The organism is Candidatus Latescibacterota bacterium, assembly GCA_020633725.1.
Lineage (GTDB): Bacteria > Krumholzibacteriota > Krumholzibacteriia > JACNKJ01 > JACNKJ01 > VGXI01.
Map to the genome: position 1 here is coordinate 319,461 of JACKDC010000001.1, position 18,449 is coordinate 337,909.

An 18,449-nucleotide genomic window follows, 5' to 3' on the forward strand; every position below is an offset into this window, starting at 1 on the left:
ATTGGCAGGGCCCGGCCGATGTGCTAGCTTGCAGCCCGGTCCAGGCAGGGGGAGGAACACGCATGCAGCGCGCACCGGTGGTCATCGGCATCGCGGGGGGTACCGGCTCGGGCAAGACGAGCGTCGCCCTCAAGCTCAAGAGCTTCTTTCCCTACGAGCGCGTGGTGCTCCTGCACCACGACTCCTACTACCACGACAACAGCCATCTGCCCGCGACCGAGCGCGAGCGCATCAACTACGACCATCCCGAGGCCTTCCAGACGGACCTGCTGATCGAGCATCTGGACCGGCTGCGGGGGGGCGAGGAGGTCGTGCAGCCGCGCTACGATTACGAGACGCACTCCCGGCTGGCGGAGGGCACGCCGGTGGAGCCGGCGGACATCATCCTGCTCGAGGGGATCCTGGTGCTCGAGCACGAGGCGCTGCGCCGGCGGATGGACATCCGCATCTACATCGACGCGGATCCGGACGAGCGCTTCATCCGGCGCCTGCAGCGGGACATCCGCAACCGGGAGCGGACGGTGGCCTCGATCGTCGACCAGTACCAGCAGACGGTGCGGCCGATGCACCTGCGCTTCGTGGAGCCGTCGAAGCGCTATGCCGACCTGATCGTGCCCGAGGGCGTGCAGAACGCGGTGGCCATCGATCTGCTGGTGGCGAAGATCCGGGACGAGCTCGCGCGCCGCAAGGCCGACGACGAACGGGAGTCCGCGCCCTGATGCTCGCGTCGCAGCTGGCCGCCTTCGTCGCCGTCCTTCGTCCCCGCCAGTGGACGAAGAACCTCATCGTGCTCTTCGGCATCGTCTTCGCGCGGCAGACGGGTCAGGCGTCCCTGCTCGCGCGGAGCGTGGCGGCCTGTCTCGTCTTCTGTCTGCTCTCGGGCGCGATCTACCTGGTGAACGACCGCCTGGACCTGGAGAAGGATCGCATCCACCCGGAGAAGCGGCGACGTCCGCTGCCGTCGGGGCGCCTGCCGCTGAGCTGGGTGCCGGGCGGGCTCGTGCTGGTGCTGGCCCTGGCGCTGGGCGGGGCGTGGTGGCTCGGGCGGAACTTCTTCGTCCTGTCGGTGATCTTCGTGCTGCTGAACGTCCTCTACTCGCTCTGGCTCAAGCACCAGGTGATCCTGGACGCCTTCGGCATCGCCCTGAACTTCGTGCTCCGCGCCGTGGCGGGGGTGGCGGTGCTCGCGCCCCACGTGGTGACGGCCTTCGGCGGCGCCAGCGGCCCCGGCAGCGTGCTGCTCTCGCCCTGGCTGCTGGTCTGCACCTTCTTCGGCTCGCTCTTCCTGGCCTTCGCCAAGCGGCGCAGCGAGCTGCTCGAGCTCGACGAACCCGGCCGCCACCGCCCGGTGCTGGCGCGCTACAACGGACCGCTGCTGGACCAGCTCGTCGGCCTCTCCGCCGGCGTGGTGATCCTCGCCTACGCGCTCTACACGCTCTGGCCGAGCACGGTGGAGCGCTACGGCGCGGGCTTCCTGCTCTCGAACGTCTTCGTCACCTTCGGCGTGATGCGCTACCTCTACCTCGCCTACGGCGGCGGCGGCGCGGGCGATCCCGCCGAGGTGCTGCTGCGCGACCGGCCCATCCAGCTCAGCGCGCTGGGCTGGATGCTCTTCACCCTGTGGACGGTGGGGTTGGGCCGATGAGCGACGCGTCGCGACTGCCCGAGCGGGTCGAGGCCTTCGCGCCGGCCAAGCTCAACCTCGGCCTCGAGGTGCTGCGCCGTCGCCCGGACGGCTACCACGACATCGAGACGCTCTTCCAGACCGTCGACTGGGGCGACCGGCTCGTCTTCACCCGGCGGCCCGACAAAGCGGACTTGGAACTCCGCATCACGGGGCAGCCGCTGGCGGACGAGACCCACAATACCGCAAGGCGGGCCTACGCCCTCCTGCGGGAAACCCGGCCGGGGCGCCTGGGCGGCGTGAGGGTGGATCTGGACAAGCGCATTCCGGTGGGCGCGGGCCTCGGCGGGGGCAGCAGCGACGGCGCCGCCGCGCTGCTGGCGCTCAACCGCTTGTTCGGCTTGGACTTGGACGCCGCCACCCTCGGGCGGCTCGCGCTGGAGCTCGGCAGCGACGTACCCTTCTTCCTCGCCGGGGGCACCGCCATCGGCAGGGGACGGGGCGAGCGACTCGAGGCCCTGCCGCCGCTGCACCGGGGCGCCTTTCTGCTGGTCCATCCCGGGTTTTCGGTCAGCACGGCCTGGGCCTACGAGCATTTGCGATTGGGCTTGACAGGCCACCCGTATCGGATTAGTGTCGAACAAGTTAAGGTTTATCTGTCGCGGTTTCCCGTCCCCGGCATGGTCCTGAAGAACCGCCTAGAGGACGTTGTGTTTCCGGCCTACCCCGTTCTTTCCGATATCGTGGAGAGCCTGGAGGAGGCCGGAGCGGTGCAAGCGCTGATGAGCGGGAGTGGTGCGACGCTCTTCGGCACGTTCCGGGATCGCGAGGCGGCAGCGCGCGCCGGGGTCTTGCTGGCAGAGCGCTGGCAGACGTGGGTAGTCGCACCCAGGACGCAGGGGATAGGCCTCGACTGACTCGGGCGCAGCAGTAGGATCGACTGGCTAGGACATCGACCGGCTGGGAGGAACTCATGGAGATCACCGAGGTCCGTATCTCCCTGCGCAATGACGACAAGCTGAAGGCCTTCGCCAGCATGACCTTCGACGACTGCTTCGTGGTTCGCGGTCTGAAGATCATCGAGGGAGCCGGCGGCTTTTTCGTTGCCATGCCCAGCCGCAAGCGCGGCGACGGCACGTATCAGGACATCGCCCACCCTGTGAACAACCACACGCGCACGAAGATCGAGGCTCGCATCCTCAACGAGTACGCGAAGGAAGTCGGACGGCTCGAGTCCGGTGAGACCGACTACTCGACGGGCAGCGAGGACGACGAGTAGCAGACTGCGCTCGCTGGGGCGTCGACAAGTGGCAAGTCACAGGTTTTTGGTACCTGCATTCGGAGGTTCGAATCCTCCCGCCCCAACCTAGGCGATCAGGATGCGCGGAGCTGCGGCGTGAGCGGCCTGCGCGGAGTTACGCTCGAAAGGTCTCGCATGTTCTCCACGCGTGAAGATCTCTGCCTCCTCACCGGCACCGCCAACCGTCCCCTGGCCGAGCGCATCGCGCGCTACGTGGGACGAAGCCTCACCGAGACCACGATCGAGCGCTTCGCGGACGGGGAGATCTACGCGCACATCCAGGAGAACATTCGCGGCGTGGACGCGTTCATCATCCAGTCCACGCCCGCCCCGGCGGACAACCTCATGGAGCTGCTGATCCTCATCGACGCCTGCAAGCGCGCGAGCGCGCAGCGCGTGACGGCGGTGATTCCCTATCTCGGCTACGCGCGGCAGGACCGCAAGGACCGCCCGCGCGTCGCGATCACGGCCAAGCTCGTGGCGAATCTCATCACGAGCGCCGGGGCCGACCGCGGGCTGACCATGGACCTGCACACGCCGCAGATCCAGGGCTTCTTCGACATCCCGCTGGACCACCTCTTCGCCGCGCCCGTGCTGCTGGACTACCTGGAGCACCTGGGCCTGGAGCGCCCGGCGGTGGTCGCGCCGGACGTGGGCAGCGTCAAGATGGCGCGCGCCTTCGCCAAGCGGCTGCACGCCGAGCTGGCCATCGTGGACAAGCGGCGGCCCTCGGCCAATGTTTCGGAAACCATGAACCTCATCGGCGAGGTGGACGGCCGCGACGTGGTGATCGTCGACGATCTCATCGACACCGCGGGCACGCTGGCCAACGCCGCCGAGCTCTGCATGGCCCGCGGCGCCCGCTCGGTCCGGGCGGCGGCCACCCACGGCCTGCTCTCCGGGCAGGCCATCGCGCGCCTGTCGGCCTCGCCGCTCAAGGACGTGGCCATCACCAATTCGCTGAACCGGGAAAACGACGACCTGCCGCCCTCGGTCCAGATTCTGGACGTCGCCCCCTTGCTCGGCGAGGCGATTCGGCGCATACATAACGCCGAATCCGTGAGTTCGCTCTTCATCTGATCCGTCAACCCAAGCTCCGTCTTCGATTCCCGGCCACTCGCGCCGGGGCGGGGAAACGGGAGGAATCATGCAGACCGTCGATCTCAAGGCCACGACCCGCGAGGGCACTGGCAAGTCCGTCACCCGCAAGCTGCGCGCCCAGGGCGTGCTGCCCGCCACCCTCTACGGCGCCGACTCCAAGGCCCGGAGCCTCCAGGTCGAGGCCATCGAGTTCGAGCTGCTCTACCGCGCGCGCGAGAGCAGCAACTTCATCCTGAATCTCGTTGTGGACGGCGCCGCGCCGGTGCTGAGCATCGTCCGCGAGCGGCAGCGCCACCCGGTGTCGAACCGCGTCATCCACGTGGACTTCCAGCGCATCAGCATGGACAAGCCCGTCAGCGTGGACGTGCCCGTCCACATCATCGGCGAGTCCCGCGCGATCAAGGACCTGGGCGGCATCCTCGAGCACCTGCTGCGCCAGGTGACGATCAGCTGCCTGCCCAACGACATCCCCGACAGCATCCAGGTGGACATCTCGAAGCTGGGGATCAACGAGTCCATCCACGTGCGCGACCTGAACGTGCCCAAGGTGACCTTCGTGGCCGAGCCCGCCCGCGCGGTGGTGAACATCGCGGCGCCGCGCCTGGTCAAGGGCGCCAGCGGCGTCGAGGGCGACGACGACGAGGGGGAGGCCGCTCCGGATGCGGGCGGTGCTGGCGACTCTTAGGCGCCTGTTCCGGCCGCCGTCCCTGCGCTATGACGGGCTGGCGGGCCTGGTCATCGGACTGGGCAACCCGGGGCCGCGCTACGCGTCCACCCGCCACAACGCGGGCTGGATGGTGGTGGAGCGCCTGGCTCGCCGCGCGGGGCAGGACTTCCGCCCCGGACGGGGAGACTTTCACGCCGCCCGCTGGGCACGTCCGGCGGGCGACGTGCTTCTCGTCCTGCCCACGACCTTCATGAACCGGTCCGGCGAGGCGGGGGCGCGGCTGCTCGAGCTCACGGGCCTCGCGCCCGCCGACTGCCTCGTCCTGGTGGACGACCTCGACCTGCCCCTGGGCCGCCTGCGCCTGCGCGCCCGGGGCAGCGACGGCGGCCACCGCGGCCTGGCCTCGCTGACCGCCGCCTGGGCGAGCGACGCGTTCCCCCGCCTGCGCCTGGGCATCGGCCGCCCGGCGGACGACACGGTGGAGCACGTCCTCGCGCCCTTCGCGGACGCGGAACTTGACACGGCCGAGCGGATGATCGAAGCTGCCGCGGATGCCGTTTCCGAGACCCTGGATCGCGGTCTCGAGCGCGCCGCAAGCCACTTCAACGCCCTGCAGATCACCTGACCCGACCGCGGGTCGCCGCTATGCCGTGGGGGCACAGCCGAGGGGAGACCTACGCCAATGAGAGCCGAAGTCCTGGGAATCCTGATCGCGGGCGTTCTCGCCCTGCTCTTCGCCTGGTTCAAGGCCGCCTGGATCGGCCGCCAGGAGCCGGGCAACGAGAAGATGGTCGAGATCGGACGGGCCGTGCGCGAGGGCGCCATGGCCTTCCTCTCCCGCGAGTACAAGGTGCTGTCGGTCTTCGTGATCGCCGTCGCCGTGCTGCTGTTCTTCGCCAACAAGGGGCGCGGCACGGGCATGGTGGCCCTGAGCTTCGTCGTCGGCGCCACCTGTTCGGGCCTCGCGGGCTTCTTCGGCATGCGCGTGGCCACCGCCGCCAACAACCGCACCACCCAGGCCGCGCGCACCAGCCTGCCGGCCGCCCTGCAGGTCGCCTTCTCCGGCGGCGCCGTCATGGGCATGTGCGTGGTGGGGCTCGGCGTGCTGGGCCTCGGCGCGCTCTTCTGGCTCTACGGCGGTCTGGAGGGCGACGCGCACCTGCCCCAGACCATGGAGATTCTCTCCGGCTTCGCGATGGGGGCCAGCTCCATCGCGCTCTTCGCCCGCGTGGGCGGGGGCATCTACACCAAGGCCGCCGACGTGGGCGCGGACCTGGTGGGCAAGGTCGAGGCGGGCATCCCCGAGGACGATCCCCGCAACCCGGCCACCATCGCCGACAACGTGGGCGACAACGTGGGCGACGTGGCGGGCATGGGCGCCGACCTCTTCGAGTCCTACGTGGGGTCGATCATCGGCGCCATGGTCCTGGCCGCCGGCGCCGGCATCATGTCGGCCAGCGGCGAGCACATCGCGCTGAACTACGTGCTGCTGCCGCTCATCCTCGCGGCGCTGGGCATCGTGGTCTCCATCGTGGGCACCTTCTTCGTGCGGACGCGCGAGGGCGGCAACCCCCAGGCCGCGCTCAACCTGGGCACCTTCGGCGCCGCGATCCTGATGGTCATCCTGTCCTGGTTCGTGATCCAGCGCTACGCCCTGGGCGAGGGGCCCTGGGCGGCGGCCCGGGTCTTCGGCTCCACGGTGGTGGGCCTGGCGGCCGGCGTGGCCGTGGGTCTGCTCACCGAGTACTACACGGCCGAGAACCGCAAGCCGGCCCACGAGATCGCCCGCGCCAGCGAGACCGGCGCGGCGACGAACATCATCGCGGGGCTCGGCACGGGCATGCTGTCCACGGCGCTGCCGGTCGTGGCCATCGCGCTGGCCATCGTCTTCAGCTTCAAGCTGAGCGGGCTCTACGGCATCGCGATCGCGGCCCTGGGCATGCTGGCCACCACCGGCATCCAGCTCGCGGTGGACGCCTACGGCCCCATCGCCGACAACGCCGGCGGCTGCGCGGAGATGGCCGAGCTGCCGAAGGAGGTGCGCGGCCGCACCGACAAGCTGGACGCGGTGGGCAACACCACGGCGGCCATCGGCAAGGGCTTCGCCATCGGCTCGGCGGCCCTGACGGCCCTGGCCCTCTTCTCGGCCTTCGCCACCACGGTGGGCTTCGCCGAGAAGGGCATCGAGATCTCGATCCTCGATCCCAACGTGACCGGCGGCCTGCTCATCGGCGCCATGCTGCCCTTCCTCTTCAGCTCCTTCGCCATGAACGCGGTGGGCAAGGCGGCCTTCGACATGATCGAAGAGGTCCGCCGCCAGTTCCGCGAGATCCCCGGCCTGCTGGAGGGCAAGGCCCGCGCCGACTACGCGCGCTGCGTGGACATCTCCACGGCCGCGGCCATCAAGCAGATGATCCTGCCCGGCCTGCTGGCCGTGCTGACGCCGGTCTTCTTCGGCCTGATCCTGCGCAACCCGGTCATGCTGGGCGGCGTGCTGGCGGGCGTGACCTCCAGCGGCGTGCTGATGGCCCTGTTCATGTCCAACGCGGGGGGCGCCTGGGACAACGCCAAGAAGCATGTCGAGGGCGGCGCCTTCGGCGGCAAGGGCTCCGACGCCCACAAGGCCGCCGTGGTGGGCGACACGGTGGGGGACCCCTTCAAGGACACCGCCGGGCCCAGCCTGAACATCCTTATCAAGCTCATGAGCGTGGTGAGCCTCGTGCTGGCGCCCCTGATGAAGAAGTTCCTGGGCTGACGGGGTTTACACCGCCGTCCGCCCGCGCTATATTGACGGGCCGGGAGTTCAGGCTCCCGGCCCGCATTTACATAGCAGCAATACGAATGCCTGGCCGGCCACGCGCCGGCCACACCCTGCTCCCGGCCCCCGTTCGGGGCGACCGGGGGCCGTCAGTCCGAAGGGAGGCAGGCATTGAGAGCCTACGAGTGTCTGTACATCGTCCATCCCGCCGCGGACAGCTCCGAGCTGGAGCAGTCGGCCGCCAAGTTCGGTGAGATCGTCACCGGGCAGGGCGGCACCGTGCGGCAGGTGGATCAGTGGGGGAAGCGCCAGCTCGCCTACCCCATCCAGAAGTTCACCGACGGCAACTACATCCTGATGCGCTTCGACGCCCCGGCGACCACCATCGCCGAGCTGGAGTTCCGCATGCGCGTGGACGACCGCGTCCTGCGCTACATGACCAGCTACGAGGTGCCCGAGGGCGCCGGGCAGAACGACGAGCTCATGCAGCTCACCGAGCGCAAGGAGCGCGATCGCCGCGGTCGCGGCCGTGGCCCCCGTGGCCGCGGACCTCGCCCCGGCGGCGGACGCGGCCCCCGCGAGGACGGCCCCCGTCCTCCGCGCGACGACCAGGATGACCACGCGCCCCGGTCCGCCCGTGGCGCTGACGCCGACAGGGACAACGATGGAGGGAGGGACGACTAATGCCGCGTATCCGTCGCAAGAAGAAGAAGGCGCGCAAGTGGAGCGGGCGGAAAAAGCCCTGCAAGTTCTGCATCACCCACGTGGACGAGGTGGACTACAAGAACCAGGAGCTCCTGGGCCGCTTCGTCAATGACCGCGGCAAGATCGCGCCCCGCCGCATCACCGGCACCTGTGCGCGGCATCAGCGCATGCTGGTCTCCGGCATCAAGAAGGCCCGCTACGTGGCGCTGCTGCCCTACGTGCGCGAGCACTGGCGCTAGGCGAGGAGGACGAGCATGGAAATCCTGTTGACCCAGAGCGTGGACAGTCTCGGCAAGCGGGGCGACCGCGTGAACGTGGCCAAGGGCTACTTCCGCAACTTCCTCCGGCCCCGCGGCATGGCGGTGCTGGCGACCGACGGCAACCTGCGCGCCATGGCGGAAGAGGATCGCGTCCGCGCCCGCAAGGACCGCAAGAACGTGGTCGCCGCCGAGGAACTGCGCAAGATCGTCGAGGGCGTCACGCTCCAGTTCTCGGGCCAGACCACCGAGGAGGGTCACCTCTACGGCTCCGTCACGGCCCAGAACATCGCCAAGGAGCTCCAGGCCAAGGGCTATCAGATCGAGACCGGCATGGTCGATCTCGAGGAGCACATCAAGGAGCTGGGCGAGTACCCGGTCATCCTGAAGCTCCATCGCGGCCAGGGAGTGGAGGCGACCATCAAGGTCGTGGTGAGCGGGGAGTAGCGCGAAGGCCCGACCCGCGGCCCGTCACCCGAACCCGTCGCCTGGACACCGGGCGGGCAAAGGAGCAGCGGCGTGGAGATGCCTGCAAAGATCTTTCGCGAGTACGACATTCGCGGCGTCGTGGGGGAAGACCTCGACGCCGCGACTTATCGTGCCCTGGGTGGCGCCCTGGGAAGCCGCTTCCTCGACGACGGCGCGCGCGCGGCGGTAGTCGGCCACGACAACCGCACGCACTCCCCCGAACTGAGCGAAGCGCTGATCGAGGGCATCCGCGCCACCGGGCTGGACGTCATCTTCATCGGCGAGGTGCCCACCCCGGTGCTCTACTTCGCCCAGGCGACCCTGGGCGAGGGCCGGAACTTCGCCGCGATGGTCACCGCCAGCCACAATCCCCCGCGCTACAACGGCGTCAAGGTGGTCTCGGCCGGCCGCGCCCTCAGCGGCGAGGAGATCCAGGATCTCCGCCGCCGCGCCGCGGGCCCCTTGCCCACCGGGCGGGGCGGCCGCACGGACGAGGACTTCCGGCCGCGCTACCTGGCGCGCCTGGGCGAAGGCCTCACACCGCGCCGCGCGGTGAAGGTGGCCGTCGACTGCGGCAACGGCACCGCCGGCATCGTGGCGCGCAAGCTCTTCGAGGCCTGGGGCGCCGACGCGACCCTGCTCTACGAGGATCCCGACGGCAACTTTCCCAACCACCCCGCCGATCCCGTCGTCGCCGACAACCTGAAGGTCCTGATCCAGACCGTGCGCGAGGGCGGCTACGAGCTGGGCGTCGCCTTCGACGGGGATTCGGATCGATTGGGTGTGGTCGACGAGCGCGGCGAGATCCTCTGGGGCGACCGCCTGCTCGCGCTCTACGCGCGCAGCGTGCTCGCCGAGCATCCCGGCGCGAAGGTGATCTTCGAGGTGAAGTGCTCGCGCGCGCTCGGCGAGGACATCGCCGCCCACGGCGGCCAGCCCGTGCTCTGGAAGACCGGCCACTCGCTCATCAAGGCCAAGATGAAGGCCGAGGGCGCGCTGCTGGCCGGCGAGATGAGCGGACACCTGTTCTTCGCCGACCGCTACTACGGCTACGACGACGCCCTCTACGCCGCCGGCCGCCTGCTCGAGATCGTGGCCGCCGCCGACTCGCCGCTGAGCGGCCTGCTGGCGGGCGCGCCGCGCTACGTCTCCACGCCGGAGATCCGGCTCTCCTGCCCGGACGAGTCCAAGTTCCAGGTGGTGGAGGCCCTCAGGCAGCGCTTCGCGCGCGACTACGAGGTGGTGGACATCGACGGTGTGCGCATCGAGTTCCCCGACGGCTGGGGACTCGTCCGCGCCTCCAACACCGGTCCCGTGCTGGTGCTGCGCTTCGAGGCCGTGAGCCAGGAGCGCCTGGAGGCCATCCGCAGCCTGGTGATGGACGCCCTGCACGCGGAGCTGCCGGAGGGGGGCGACTGATGGCCGCACACCTCGTCCTGCTCGCCGGAGGACGGGGGACCCGCTTCTGGCCCCTGAGTCGCCGTCACCGGCCCAAGCAGCTGCTGCCCCTCCTGGGCCGGCGCAGCCTGCTCGAGGACACCTGGACCCGCGTCGCCCCGCTGGGCGACGCCGCGCGCAGCTGGCTCGTCACCGCCGCCGACCTGCGCGCGGACTGCCGCCGTGCGCTGCCCGCGCTGCCTGCGGCGCAGGTCCTCGGCGAGCCGGCGGGCCGCAACACGGCGGCCGCGGTGGCGCTGGCGGCCGTGCTGGCTTTGCGGCAGGATCCGCGGGCGGTGCTGGCCGTGTTCCCCAGCGACCATCACGTCGCCGACGTCCCCGCCTTCCGCCGCCTGGCCCGCCGCGCGCTGCGCTGCGCGCGCGAGGAGCGCGCCTTCGTCACCCTGGGCATCACGCCCACGCGGGCGGCCACCGACTACGGCTACCTGGAACTGGCCGGCGCGGCGCGGGGTGACGAGCCCGTGGACGTCGCGCGCTTCGTCGAGAAGCCGGCCGCGCTGCTGGCCGCCGAGTACGCGGCGAGCGGACGCCACCTCTGGAACAGCGGGATCTTCTTCCTCCACGCCGCGGCGCTGCGGGCGAGCTTCGAGCGCCACGCGCCCGCGCTGTGGGCGGCGCTGGACGCGCTGCCCGACACGCCGGCGGACCGGCCGCGCTGGCGCCGCGCGCTGGAGGCGGCCTACGACGCGCTGCCGTCGATCGCCTTCGACGTGGCGATCATGGAGAAGGAGCGCGAAGTGCCGGTGCGGGTGATCCCCGCGGACGTGGGCTGGAGCGACGTCGGCGGCTGGAGCGCGCTCGGCGAACTGCTGGCGCCCAGCGCGGGCAACCGCGTGGAGGGCGACGTGGTGGCGCTCGACGCCACGGACAACATCGTGCTCGACCGGGAGGGCGTCACCGCCCTGCTCGGCGTCGAGGGACTCGTGGTCGTGCGGGCGGGCGACGCCGTGCTGGTTGCGCGGCGGGACCGTCTCGACGACCTTCGCGAACTGGTGGGGCTACTGGCGGCGCGCGAGGGCGGCCGCTACCTCTAGAACGACGGCTGACACGACGGCGCTTGGCGACCGAAGGAGGCGACCATGATGCGAACTGCGATGCGAGCCGGACTGCTGCCGGCGGTGCTCGTCGCGCTGCTGGCCCTGGCGGGCTGCGGCGGCGAGAAGGGTGAGGAGAAGACCGCGAGCGGCGGGGACGAGGTGCTCGTCACCGTGGGCGGGACGTCCATCACGAAGGCTGACTTCGAGGCCGAGCTGGACAAGGTGCCGCCCTACCAGCGCCGCGAGATGGAGTCGCCCCAGGGCAAGCAGAAGTTCCTCGATCGCCTCGTGGAGATGGAGTTGCTCTACCAGGCGGCGCTGGCCGACGGCCTGGACAAGACGCCCGACGTGAAGGACGAGATGGAGCGCGCGCGGCGTCAGATCCTGATGCGGCACTACTACAAGTCCGCCGTGCAGGATGCCGCGCAGCCCAGCGAGGAGCAGATCCAGGCCTACTACGACGAGCACCCCGACGAGTTCGGCGTGAAGGAGCGCGTGCGGGCGCGCTGGATCCTCGCCGAGTCGAAGAAGGACGCGCAGCGCCTGGCCGGCCGTCTGGCCGACGGCGCGGATTTCGCGCAGCTCGCGCGGGAGAACAGCAAGGACGCGCCCACGGCCACCGAGGACGGCGACCTGGGCTGGTTCACCCGCGACGGCTACGTGCGCTCCATCGGCGTGAATGAGGGCTTTACGAATCGCGTCTTCGGCCTCAAGCTGGGCGAGGTGAGCGCGCCCATCGAGGTGGAGAAGAAGGGCTGGGCCCTGGTGCGCGTGGACGAGCACGAGGACGCCCGCACGAAGTCCCTGGCGGAGGTCCGCGGGGACATCGCGCGCCGCCTGGCGCCCAAGGCCCAGGAGGACCTCTACGCCGACACGCTGAAGCAGCTCCGCGAGCGCTTCGGCGTCAAGGAGATGGCCGAGCCCTTCACCAGCGCGGCCACGCCGGAAGAGCTCTTCGAGATGGCGCAGAGCGCCAAGGACCCGCATGAGCGGATCGAGTACTACCAGCAGATGGTGCAGCGCTTTCCCGACTACGAGCAGGCGGATCGCGCCATGTTCATGGTGGGCTTCGTCTACTCGGAGGAGCTCGGCGACAGCGCCGAGGCCCGCGCCGCCTTCGAGCGCTTCCTGTCGCTCTATCCGAAGAGCGACCTCGTGGAGGACGCGCACTACATGCTGGGGGCGCTCAGCGGAACGGAGCCGCCCTTTCAGACCCAGTAGCCGCGGAGGAAGGGGGCCGCATGAGTCGTGAGCACGCCGGAATGCGGATGGAGGTGAAGGGCTTCGCCCTCGACGAGGACACGAAGATTCCCATCCTCCTCCTGCAGCCGCCGGGCCGTGACGAGGTGCTGCCCATCTGGATCGGCCCCAGCGAGGCGTCGGCGATCGCGCTCACGCTGAGCGGGGCCGAGCCGCAGCGCCCCCTGACGCACGATCTCATCCAGCGCGTGCTGGAGGGGCTGGACGCCCGCCTGCTCAGGACCGAGGTCACCGCCCTCGAGGGCAACACCTTCCTGGGCCGGCTGCTGCTGGATCGGAAGGGGGACTTCGTGGCCGTGGACTGCCGTCCCAGCGACGGCATCGCCCTGGCCCTGCGCTGCGGCGCCGAGATCTACGTGCCGGCCGACCTCTTCGAGGCGCAGAAGAAGCGCCTGGGTCCCCCGTCGGCCGGCGATGACGGCCCCGCGGACGCCGAGGACAGCGACGCCGCCGACGACGACGAAGACGACGACTAGGAGCGAGGAGCGCCCATGCCCGTCTACCGACTCGACGACCACGACCCCGCTATTCCCGACTCCTGCTGGCTCGCGCCGGACGCGCAGGTCGCGGGGCGGGTGCGCCTGGGCGAGCGCGCGAGCGTCTGGTTCGCCGCGGTGATCCGCGGCGACGTGGACGCGATCACCGTCGGCGAGGAGACCAACCTCCAGGACGGCGCGGTGCTCCACGTGGACGCCGGCTTTCCGCTGCGCATCGGCGCGCGGGTGACCGTGGGCCACCGGGCGATCCTGCACGGCTGCACGGTGGAGGACGACGTGCTCGTCGGCATGGGGGCGGTGGTCCTCAACGGCGCGCGCATCGGGCGCGGGAGTCTCATCGCCGCCGGCGCGCTGGTGCGCGAAGGCGCGGAGATCCCGCCCTTCAGCCTGGTGGTGGGCCTGCCCGCCGCGGTGAAGCGCGGCCTCCCCGAGGAGGACACCCTGGCCGCCCACCGCGCCTCGGCCGCGCACTACGCCGCGAACGCCGAGCGCTTCCGGCGCGGACTCTCACGGAAGGATGGCGAGCATGGAGGCGACTAGCCACCGTGGGCAGCACACGCGGGCCCGGCTGCGAAGCGCGGGCGTCGTCCTCCTGGCCACGCTGCTCCTGGGTCTCGGCGCCTGCAGCAGCCGCGGGCCGAGCTTCAAGTCTCTGAACGCCGGCGAGGAGGTGGCGGCCGAGCGCGACTACGCGGCGGTCCTCGACGCCTACGGCCGCGGCGACGTGGCGCGCGCGCGCAGCCTGTCCTTCGCGCTGCTCGACGCGCAGCCCGGCTTCCGCGGCGCCGCCGAACTGCGCCGCCGTCTCGCGGAGAGCTACATGGAGGAGTCGGACTGGGAGCCCGCGCTCGATCAGCTCGGCCGCCTGCTGGAGGACTACCCGCGCAGCGACGAGCGCTGGCCCGCCATCGTGCTGAAGGCCCAGGCCCTGGCCGGCGCCGGCCGTGGGCTCGACGCCGCCACCGGCCTGGACCGCGCGCTCGACTACTGGCCCGACAACGCCTGGCAGAGCCGGGCCGAGGGCGAGATGGCCTCGCTTCTGGACGGCGCGCTGAGCGCCGTGGACCTGCAGGAGTTCATGGCGCGCCGCCCGCACTCGCGCCGCCTGCCGCGGGCGAAGCTGGCGCTGGCCCAGCGACGCATGGAGGCGGGGGAGGAATCCGCCGCGCGGACCCTGCTGCAGGACGTGGCGTCGGGCGACGAACCGGGGCTGCGCGTCCGCGCGCGCCAGCTGCTGGCCGAGCTGGACGGCGCTCCCGGCCTTGCGCCCGGCCAGGCGGCGCCGGTGCGGACGGGACTCGTGGGCGTGCTCGCGCCGCTCAGCGGGCGCTACCAGGTCTACGGCGAAGCCTTCCTCGACGGCGCGCAGCTCGCGCTGAACCGCTACAACGAGCAGACCCTCGGCCAGTTCGAGCTGGTGAGCGCGGACACGGAGGGCGATCCGGTGGTGGCCGCCCTCGCCGCGCGCCGGCTGATCCGCCGCGACGGCGTGGCGGCGCTGCTCGGTGGCGTGCTCAGCAACTCCACGGCCGCCGCGGCGGTGGAGGCCAACGCCAGCGAGGTGCCGCTGCTCTCGCCGGCCGCGACGGCCGAGAACATCCACGAGATCGGGCCGTGGGTCTTCCAGAACAACATCACGAGCGAGGCGCAAGTTCTTGCTCTGGCGCGCGTTGCCATCACGGATCTTCTGGGCGCACGCTTCGCGGTGCTCTACCCCAAGCAGGGCAACGGCATGGCCCTGGCCAAGGTCTTCGAGGACACGGTCTACGGGCTGGGCGGCGAGATCGTGGCAAGCGTCTCCTACGAGGTGGGGATGACCGACTTCAGCGAGCCGCTGGAGCAGATCCGCCTCGCGCAGCCCGAGGTGCTGTTCATGCCCGGCGAGGTGGAGCAACTCGTGCTGCTGGTCCCCCAGCTGGCCTACCACGACGTCTACGCCCAGCTGCTCGGCAACGAGTCGTGGAACAGCCGCCGCCTGCTGCGCCTGGGCGGGGACGGCCTCGAAGGGGCGCTCTTCCCCAGCGACCTGCTGCTGAAGCGCGATCGCGGCCTCTACCGCGACTTCCTGCGCCTCTACGAGCGCCGCTACGCCAGCAGCGTCAACCCGGTGGCGGCGCGGGGCTTCCTCGGCATGACCACGCTGCTCGAGGTGATGGCCGGCGGCGCCGAGGGCCGCGGCGCGCTGCGCGACCAGCTGGCCCTGCGCACCGCGGACACGGGCGACGAGGCCGCGCGCCGCGAGCTGCTGGCCGCCCAGGTGACGTTGATGACCGTCCAGCGCGGGGAGATCCGGCCCTACGACGAGCGCGACGCCCCGGCCGAGCGCGAGACCGCGGCCCCGGACGCCTTCTCCAACGGCTTCATTGACGGTCCCTGAGCCCCATGCTAGCGTGAGGCCCAGCGCGGCCGCGCTTCCCGTCCATCCGAAAGCGAGCCCTCCGTGACCCCAGCGCCCGGCGAACTCGAGCGGGCCCTCCAGGCGATCCCGTCCGTGGACCGCATCCTGGCCAGCCCGGCCTTCGCCGCCCTGGCGAAGGACTGGCAGCGGGACGGCCTGCGCCGCTTCGTCACCCTGCGCCTGGACGCCTATCGCCTCGCCCTCCGCGAGGGACGCGCGCAGGCGCTCGAGCGGGACGCGCTGCTCAAGCAGCTCCCGCCGGCCTGGGCCCGCGAGTGGCGCGCGCTCTGCGAGCAGGGGACGCGCCGTGTCATCAACGGCACGGGCGTGCTGCTGCACACGAATCTGGGACGGTCCACGCTGTCCGCCCGCGCCCGCCGCGACCTGGCGCTCGCCGCCCGCTGGCCGGTGGACCTGGAGCTGGACCTGGACACGGGCCAGCGCGCCTCGCGCACGCGGAAGCTGGAACTGCTGCTCCGCCTGCTCACGGGGGCCGAGGCGGCCACGGCGGTGAACAACAACGCCGCGGCGCTCACGTTGGCCGTGGACACGCTGGCGCGGAAGCGGCGGTTGATCGTCTCGCGCGGGGAGCAGGTCGAAATCGGCGGCTCCTTCCGCCTGCCGGAGATCCTCGAGCGCTTCGCCGGGCGCATGGTGGAGGTGGGCACCACCAATCGCACGCGCATCGCCGACTACGCCAAGGCCATCACGCGCAAGGGCGACGTCCTGCTCAAGGTGCACCGCAGCAACTTCAGCCAGGTGGGCTACGTCGAGGACACGTCGCTGGCCGAGCTGGTGGCGCTGGGGCGCGAGCGCCAGTGCCCGGTGATCTACGACCTGGGCAGCGGCCGCTTCGACGACGAGGTCGCCTGGCTCGGCGAGCCGCCGCTGGCCGAGGCGCTGGCGGCGGGGCCGGACGTCATCAGCTTCAGCGGGGACAAGGTCTTCGGCGGGCCGCAGGCGGGCATCCTGCTGGGGCCGGCGCCGCTGATCGGCGCGTTGCGCAAGAACCCGCTGGCCCGCGCGCTGCGCCTGGACAAGCTGAACATCGCCGCGCTGCTGGCCACCCTGGCGGACCGGCTGGCGGTCGAGGTCCCCGTGCCCACGCGCGGCATGCTCGCGCGCAAGCGGGGTGAGATCGAAGCGCTGGCCGACGAACTCGCCGCCCTGCTCACCGCCCCGCCCATCGCGGGGCTGCGGGTGGAGCGCGTGGCCACCCAGGCGCGCAGCGGCGGCGGGGCGGCGGCCGAGAGCGACTGGCCGAGCGCGGCGCTGCGCCTCGTCCGCGAGGGCCTGCCCGCGGCCCGCCTGGCGCGCAAGCTGCGCGACGCCCGGCCCGCCGTGCTCGGGACGGTGCGCCAGGAGGAGTTTTTCCTCGACTTGGCGGCGATTACACGGGAAGAATTGCCTGACGCCGCGAAGGTGCTGCGGCGTGTGCTCGATCGTACGACGAAGCCGGGAGGCGGTTCATGAGCCACGAGCACGAGCGGATCCTGCCCTGGCCGTTGGCGCCGGGGGCGTCGCCGCGCATCGGCGAACTCGTGTCCTCGCTCGACGCGGAGATCGACGCGGCCGCCGTCGGCGAGGGCGGCGTGCTGGTGCTGGTGGAGCTCGGCCCGGACGACGGCCCGGAGTTCCTGCGCCTCACGGAGCGCCTCGCCGAGCTGTGGGAGGGCCGCGGCCTGCGCACGCTCATCGTGGACGCGCACCCGGCGCGCCCCTTCTTCGGCGACATGTTCGGCGAGAGCCCCGAGGGCTTCACCGAGATCCTGCACTACGGCCTCAGTCCCGACGCCTCCGCCCGCAGCCGCGAGGGCTGCGCGGGGCAGTGGATTCCCGCCGGCGGCCGCTGGAGCCTGCCCCTCGAGAATCCCGAGGAGCCCGGCCTCAGCCTCTACCGCCTGGCGAGCCAGGCGGATCGCGTGCTCCTGCTCGCGGACGCCACCGACGCCGAAGGGCTGCTGGACGCCCTGCGCGACCGCTGCCACTACCGCCTGCAGCTCGTGCCCGCGCTGTCGACGGGGGACGTCGCCCCGCCGCCGGTGGAGGCCGCCGAGCCCGCGGGCATGACGACCTCTCACTCGCCGTCGGACACCGACGACGACCTGCCAAGGGTGGTGCTCATGGATGACGCCGATCGCCCTCGCCGCTGGCCCCTTGCCGCGCTGATCCTGGTCCTGCTGCTCGCCGGCGCCTGGGCGCTCATCTTCGGCCCGGCGCGCGGGCTCATCGGCCGTGGCGAGAGCGCGTCGACCCTGGCCGAAGGTCGCGGCGCGCGCGAGACCTACTCGCCGCTGCCCGGACCCGCCGAACTGCCCTACGGCAGCGGCGCCGCCGAGACGGCCGACAGCGGCGCATCGGCCAGGCCCATGGGCGCGCAGGAACGCGCCGGCATGGGCGAAGCGCCCGCGGCGCTCGCCGCCGGCAGCAGCACGTCGACCGCCAAGCCGGCCGCCAAGCCCGCCGCCGCGAGCGCCGATGACGTGGCCGGATCCCCGTCGCCGGAGCCGGAGCCCGTGACGCCGCCCGCGAAGACCACGCCCAGGCCGTCCACACCGCCGGCGGCCACCGCCTCGGCGCCGGCCCCGGCGCCGGCCTCGAGCGGCGCCGGGCACTTCGTCATCCGCCGCCGCTTCGAGCCGGCGGGGGCCTGGCGGACGCTCACCGAGTCGTCCGGGCCGTTCTACGTCCACGTGGAGTCCTATCACGACAGCGCGCTGGCCGACGAGAGCGCGCGTCGCCGGGGCTTCCAGCGCTTCGGTTTCGTCATCGAGCCCTCGCAGATCGGCGGCAAGCAGTGGTACCGCATGCTGATCGGTCCCTTCCCGGATCTGCCCGCCGCCGCGGCGGTGCGCGATTCGCTGCTGGACCAGACCGACGAGGACTACTGCCTGCTCGTCACGACAACGTCGAACTAGC

19 protein-coding genes and 1 tRNA gene are annotated in these 18,449 nt (G+C 71.4%); all 20 read left to right on the forward strand.

What is annotated here, in order from left to right:
- The first annotated feature begins 62 nt into the window (after nt 1-62).
- The 20 genes from udk (at nt 63) to H6693_01485 (ending at nt 18,448) form a co-directional block, all read left to right on the forward strand.
- Nucleotides 63-719 (forward strand): uridine kinase, encoded by a 657-nt coding sequence (gene udk, locus H6693_01390; GenBank protein ID MCB9514827.1) that lies wholly within the window; start codon nt 63-65, stop codon nt 717-719.
- Nucleotides 719-1,645, forward strand: a complete 927-nt coding sequence (locus H6693_01395; GenBank protein MCB9514828.1) for a decaprenyl-phosphate phosphoribosyltransferase — start codon at nt 719-721, stop codon at nt 1,643-1,645. The genes udk and H6693_01395 overlap by 1 nt, the downstream gene beginning before the upstream one ends.
- The gene (gene ispE / locus H6693_01400) at nt 1,642-2,541 is read left to right on the forward strand and encodes a 4-(cytidine 5'-diphospho)-2-C-methyl-D-erythritol kinase (GenBank protein ID MCB9514829.1); all 900 of its coding nucleotides are present in this window, start codon (nt 1,642-1,644) and stop codon (nt 2,539-2,541) included. Before H6693_01395 ends, ispE begins: the two co-directional genes overlap by 4 nt.
- A gap of 56 nt (nt 2,542-2,597) precedes the next feature.
- Nucleotides 2,598-2,903 carry a septation regulator SpoVG gene (spoVG, locus tag H6693_01405; protein ID MCB9514830.1) on the forward strand — a complete coding sequence of 102 codons (306 nt, stop codon included), beginning with the start codon at nt 2,598-2,600 and terminating at the stop codon, nt 2,901-2,903.
- 14 nt (nt 2,904-2,917) lie between these two features.
- Nucleotides 2,918-2,989: transfer RNA gene (locus H6693_01410), tRNA-Gln, on the forward strand.
- A gap of 70 nt (nt 2,990-3,059) precedes the next feature.
- Nucleotides 3,060-4,004, forward strand: coding sequence for a ribose-phosphate pyrophosphokinase (locus H6693_01415; GenBank protein ID MCB9514831.1), 945 nt, complete (start codon nt 3,060-3,062; stop codon nt 4,002-4,004).
- Nucleotides 4,005-4,071: 67 nt separating this feature from the next.
- Nucleotides 4,072-4,710 carry a 50S ribosomal protein L25 gene (locus H6693_01420; GenBank protein ID MCB9514832.1) on the forward strand — a complete coding sequence of 213 codons (639 nt, stop codon included), beginning with the start codon at nt 4,072-4,074 and terminating at the stop codon, nt 4,708-4,710.
- A complete protein-coding gene (locus tag H6693_01425) occupies nt 4,685-5,317 on the forward strand; it encodes an aminoacyl-tRNA hydrolase (protein ID MCB9514833.1) in 633 nt (210 codons plus the stop codon). Before H6693_01420 ends, H6693_01425 begins: the two co-directional genes overlap by 26 nt.
- 57 nt (nt 5,318-5,374) lie before the next feature.
- The gene (locus H6693_01430; GenBank protein MCB9514834.1) at nt 5,375-7,447 is read left to right on the forward strand and encodes a sodium-translocating pyrophosphatase; all 2,073 of its coding nucleotides are present in this window, start codon (nt 5,375-5,377) and stop codon (nt 7,445-7,447) included.
- 174 nt (nt 7,448-7,621) lie between these two features.
- Nucleotides 7,622-8,134, forward strand: a complete 513-nt coding sequence (rpsF, locus tag H6693_01435; GenBank protein ID MCB9514835.1) for a 30S ribosomal protein S6 — start codon at nt 7,622-7,624, stop codon at nt 8,132-8,134.
- Entirely contained in the window at nt 8,134-8,394 is a 261-nt protein-coding gene (locus H6693_01440) for a 30S ribosomal protein S18 (protein MCB9514836.1), read from the forward strand. The genes rpsF and H6693_01440 overlap by 1 nt, the downstream gene beginning before the upstream one ends.
- Before the next feature lie 15 nt (nt 8,395-8,409).
- Nucleotides 8,410-8,859: a 50S ribosomal protein L9 gene (locus tag H6693_01445; protein MCB9514837.1), complete on the forward strand. Its 450-nt coding sequence runs from the start codon at nt 8,410-8,412 to the stop codon at nt 8,857-8,859.
- 78 nt (nt 8,860-8,937) lie between these two features.
- A complete protein-coding gene (locus H6693_01450; GenBank protein ID MCB9514838.1) occupies nt 8,938-10,299 on the forward strand; it encodes a phosphomannomutase/phosphoglucomutase in 1,362 nt (453 codons plus the stop codon).
- The gene (locus H6693_01455; GenBank protein MCB9514839.1) at nt 10,299-11,372 is read left to right on the forward strand and encodes a mannose-1-phosphate guanylyltransferase; all 1,074 of its coding nucleotides are present in this window, start codon (nt 10,299-10,301) and stop codon (nt 11,370-11,372) included. The genes H6693_01450 and H6693_01455 overlap by 1 nt, the downstream gene beginning before the upstream one ends.
- Before the next feature lie 45 nt (nt 11,373-11,417).
- A complete protein-coding gene (locus tag H6693_01460) occupies nt 11,418-12,596 on the forward strand; it encodes a peptidyl-prolyl cis-trans isomerase (GenBank protein ID MCB9514840.1) in 1,179 nt (392 codons plus the stop codon).
- 20 nt (nt 12,597-12,616) lie between these two features.
- Nucleotides 12,617-13,111 (forward strand): bifunctional nuclease family protein, encoded by a 495-nt coding sequence (locus tag H6693_01465; GenBank protein ID MCB9514841.1) that lies wholly within the window; start codon nt 12,617-12,619, stop codon nt 13,109-13,111.
- A 15-nt stretch (nt 13,112-13,126) separates the two neighbouring features.
- Nucleotides 13,127-13,672: a gamma carbonic anhydrase family protein gene (locus H6693_01470; GenBank protein MCB9514842.1), complete on the forward strand. Its 546-nt coding sequence runs from the start codon at nt 13,127-13,129 to the stop codon at nt 13,670-13,672.
- Nucleotides 13,659-15,509: an ABC transporter substrate-binding protein gene (locus H6693_01475; GenBank protein ID MCB9514843.1), complete on the forward strand. Its 1,851-nt coding sequence runs from the start codon at nt 13,659-13,661 to the stop codon at nt 15,507-15,509. Before H6693_01470 ends, H6693_01475 begins: the two co-directional genes overlap by 14 nt.
- 63 nt (nt 15,510-15,572) lie before the next feature.
- Nucleotides 15,573-17,003, forward strand: a complete 1,431-nt coding sequence (gene selA, locus H6693_01480; protein ID MCB9514844.1) for an L-seryl-tRNA(Sec) selenium transferase — start codon at nt 15,573-15,575, stop codon at nt 17,001-17,003.
- Entirely contained in the window at nt 17,000-18,448 is a 1,449-nt protein-coding gene (locus tag H6693_01485) for an SPOR domain-containing protein (GenBank protein MCB9514845.1), read from the forward strand. The genes selA and H6693_01485 overlap by 4 nt, the downstream gene beginning before the upstream one ends.
- Nucleotide 18,449 lies beyond the last annotated feature (1 nt).

Excerpts from the sequence above, each read along its gene's own strand:
- udk (MCB9514827.1), top strand. The coding sequence starts at position 63 with ATGCAGCGCGCACCGGTGGTCATCGGCATCGCGGGGGGTACCGGCTCG.
- H6693_01395 (MCB9514828.1), top strand. The coding sequence starts at position 719 with ATGCTCGCGTCGCAGCTGGCCGCCTTCGTCGCCGTCCTTCGTCCCCGC.
- ispE (MCB9514829.1), top strand. The coding sequence starts at position 1,642 with ATGAGCGACGCGTCGCGACTGCCCGAGCGGGTCGAGGCCTTCGCGCCG.
- spoVG (MCB9514830.1), top strand. The coding sequence starts at position 2,598 with ATGGAGATCACCGAGGTCCGTATCTCCCTGCGCAATGACGACAAGCTG.
- H6693_01415 (MCB9514831.1), top strand. The coding sequence starts at position 3,060 with ATGTTCTCCACGCGTGAAGATCTCTGCCTCCTCACCGGCACCGCCAAC.
- H6693_01420 (MCB9514832.1), top strand. The coding sequence starts at position 4,072 with ATGCAGACCGTCGATCTCAAGGCCACGACCCGCGAGGGCACTGGCAAG.
- H6693_01425 (MCB9514833.1), top strand. The coding sequence starts at position 4,685 with ATGCGGGCGGTGCTGGCGACTCTTAGGCGCCTGTTCCGGCCGCCGTCC.
- H6693_01430 (MCB9514834.1), top strand. The coding sequence starts at position 5,375 with ATGAGAGCCGAAGTCCTGGGAATCCTGATCGCGGGCGTTCTCGCCCTG.
- H6693_01440 (MCB9514836.1), top strand. The coding sequence starts at position 8,134 with ATGCCGCGTATCCGTCGCAAGAAGAAGAAGGCGCGCAAGTGGAGCGGG.
- H6693_01445 (MCB9514837.1), top strand. The coding sequence starts at position 8,410 with ATGGAAATCCTGTTGACCCAGAGCGTGGACAGTCTCGGCAAGCGGGGC.
- H6693_01450 (MCB9514838.1), top strand. The coding sequence starts at position 8,938 with ATGCCTGCAAAGATCTTTCGCGAGTACGACATTCGCGGCGTCGTGGGG.
- H6693_01455 (MCB9514839.1), top strand. The coding sequence starts at position 10,299 with ATGGCCGCACACCTCGTCCTGCTCGCCGGAGGACGGGGGACCCGCTTC.
- H6693_01460 (MCB9514840.1), top strand. The coding sequence starts at position 11,418 with ATGATGCGAACTGCGATGCGAGCCGGACTGCTGCCGGCGGTGCTCGTC.
- H6693_01465 (MCB9514841.1), top strand. The coding sequence starts at position 12,617 with ATGAGTCGTGAGCACGCCGGAATGCGGATGGAGGTGAAGGGCTTCGCC.
- H6693_01470 (MCB9514842.1), top strand. The coding sequence starts at position 13,127 with ATGCCCGTCTACCGACTCGACGACCACGACCCCGCTATTCCCGACTCC.
- H6693_01475 (MCB9514843.1), top strand. The coding sequence starts at position 13,659 with ATGGAGGCGACTAGCCACCGTGGGCAGCACACGCGGGCCCGGCTGCGA.
- H6693_01485 (MCB9514845.1), top strand. The coding sequence starts at position 17,000 with ATGAGCCACGAGCACGAGCGGATCCTGCCCTGGCCGTTGGCGCCGGGG.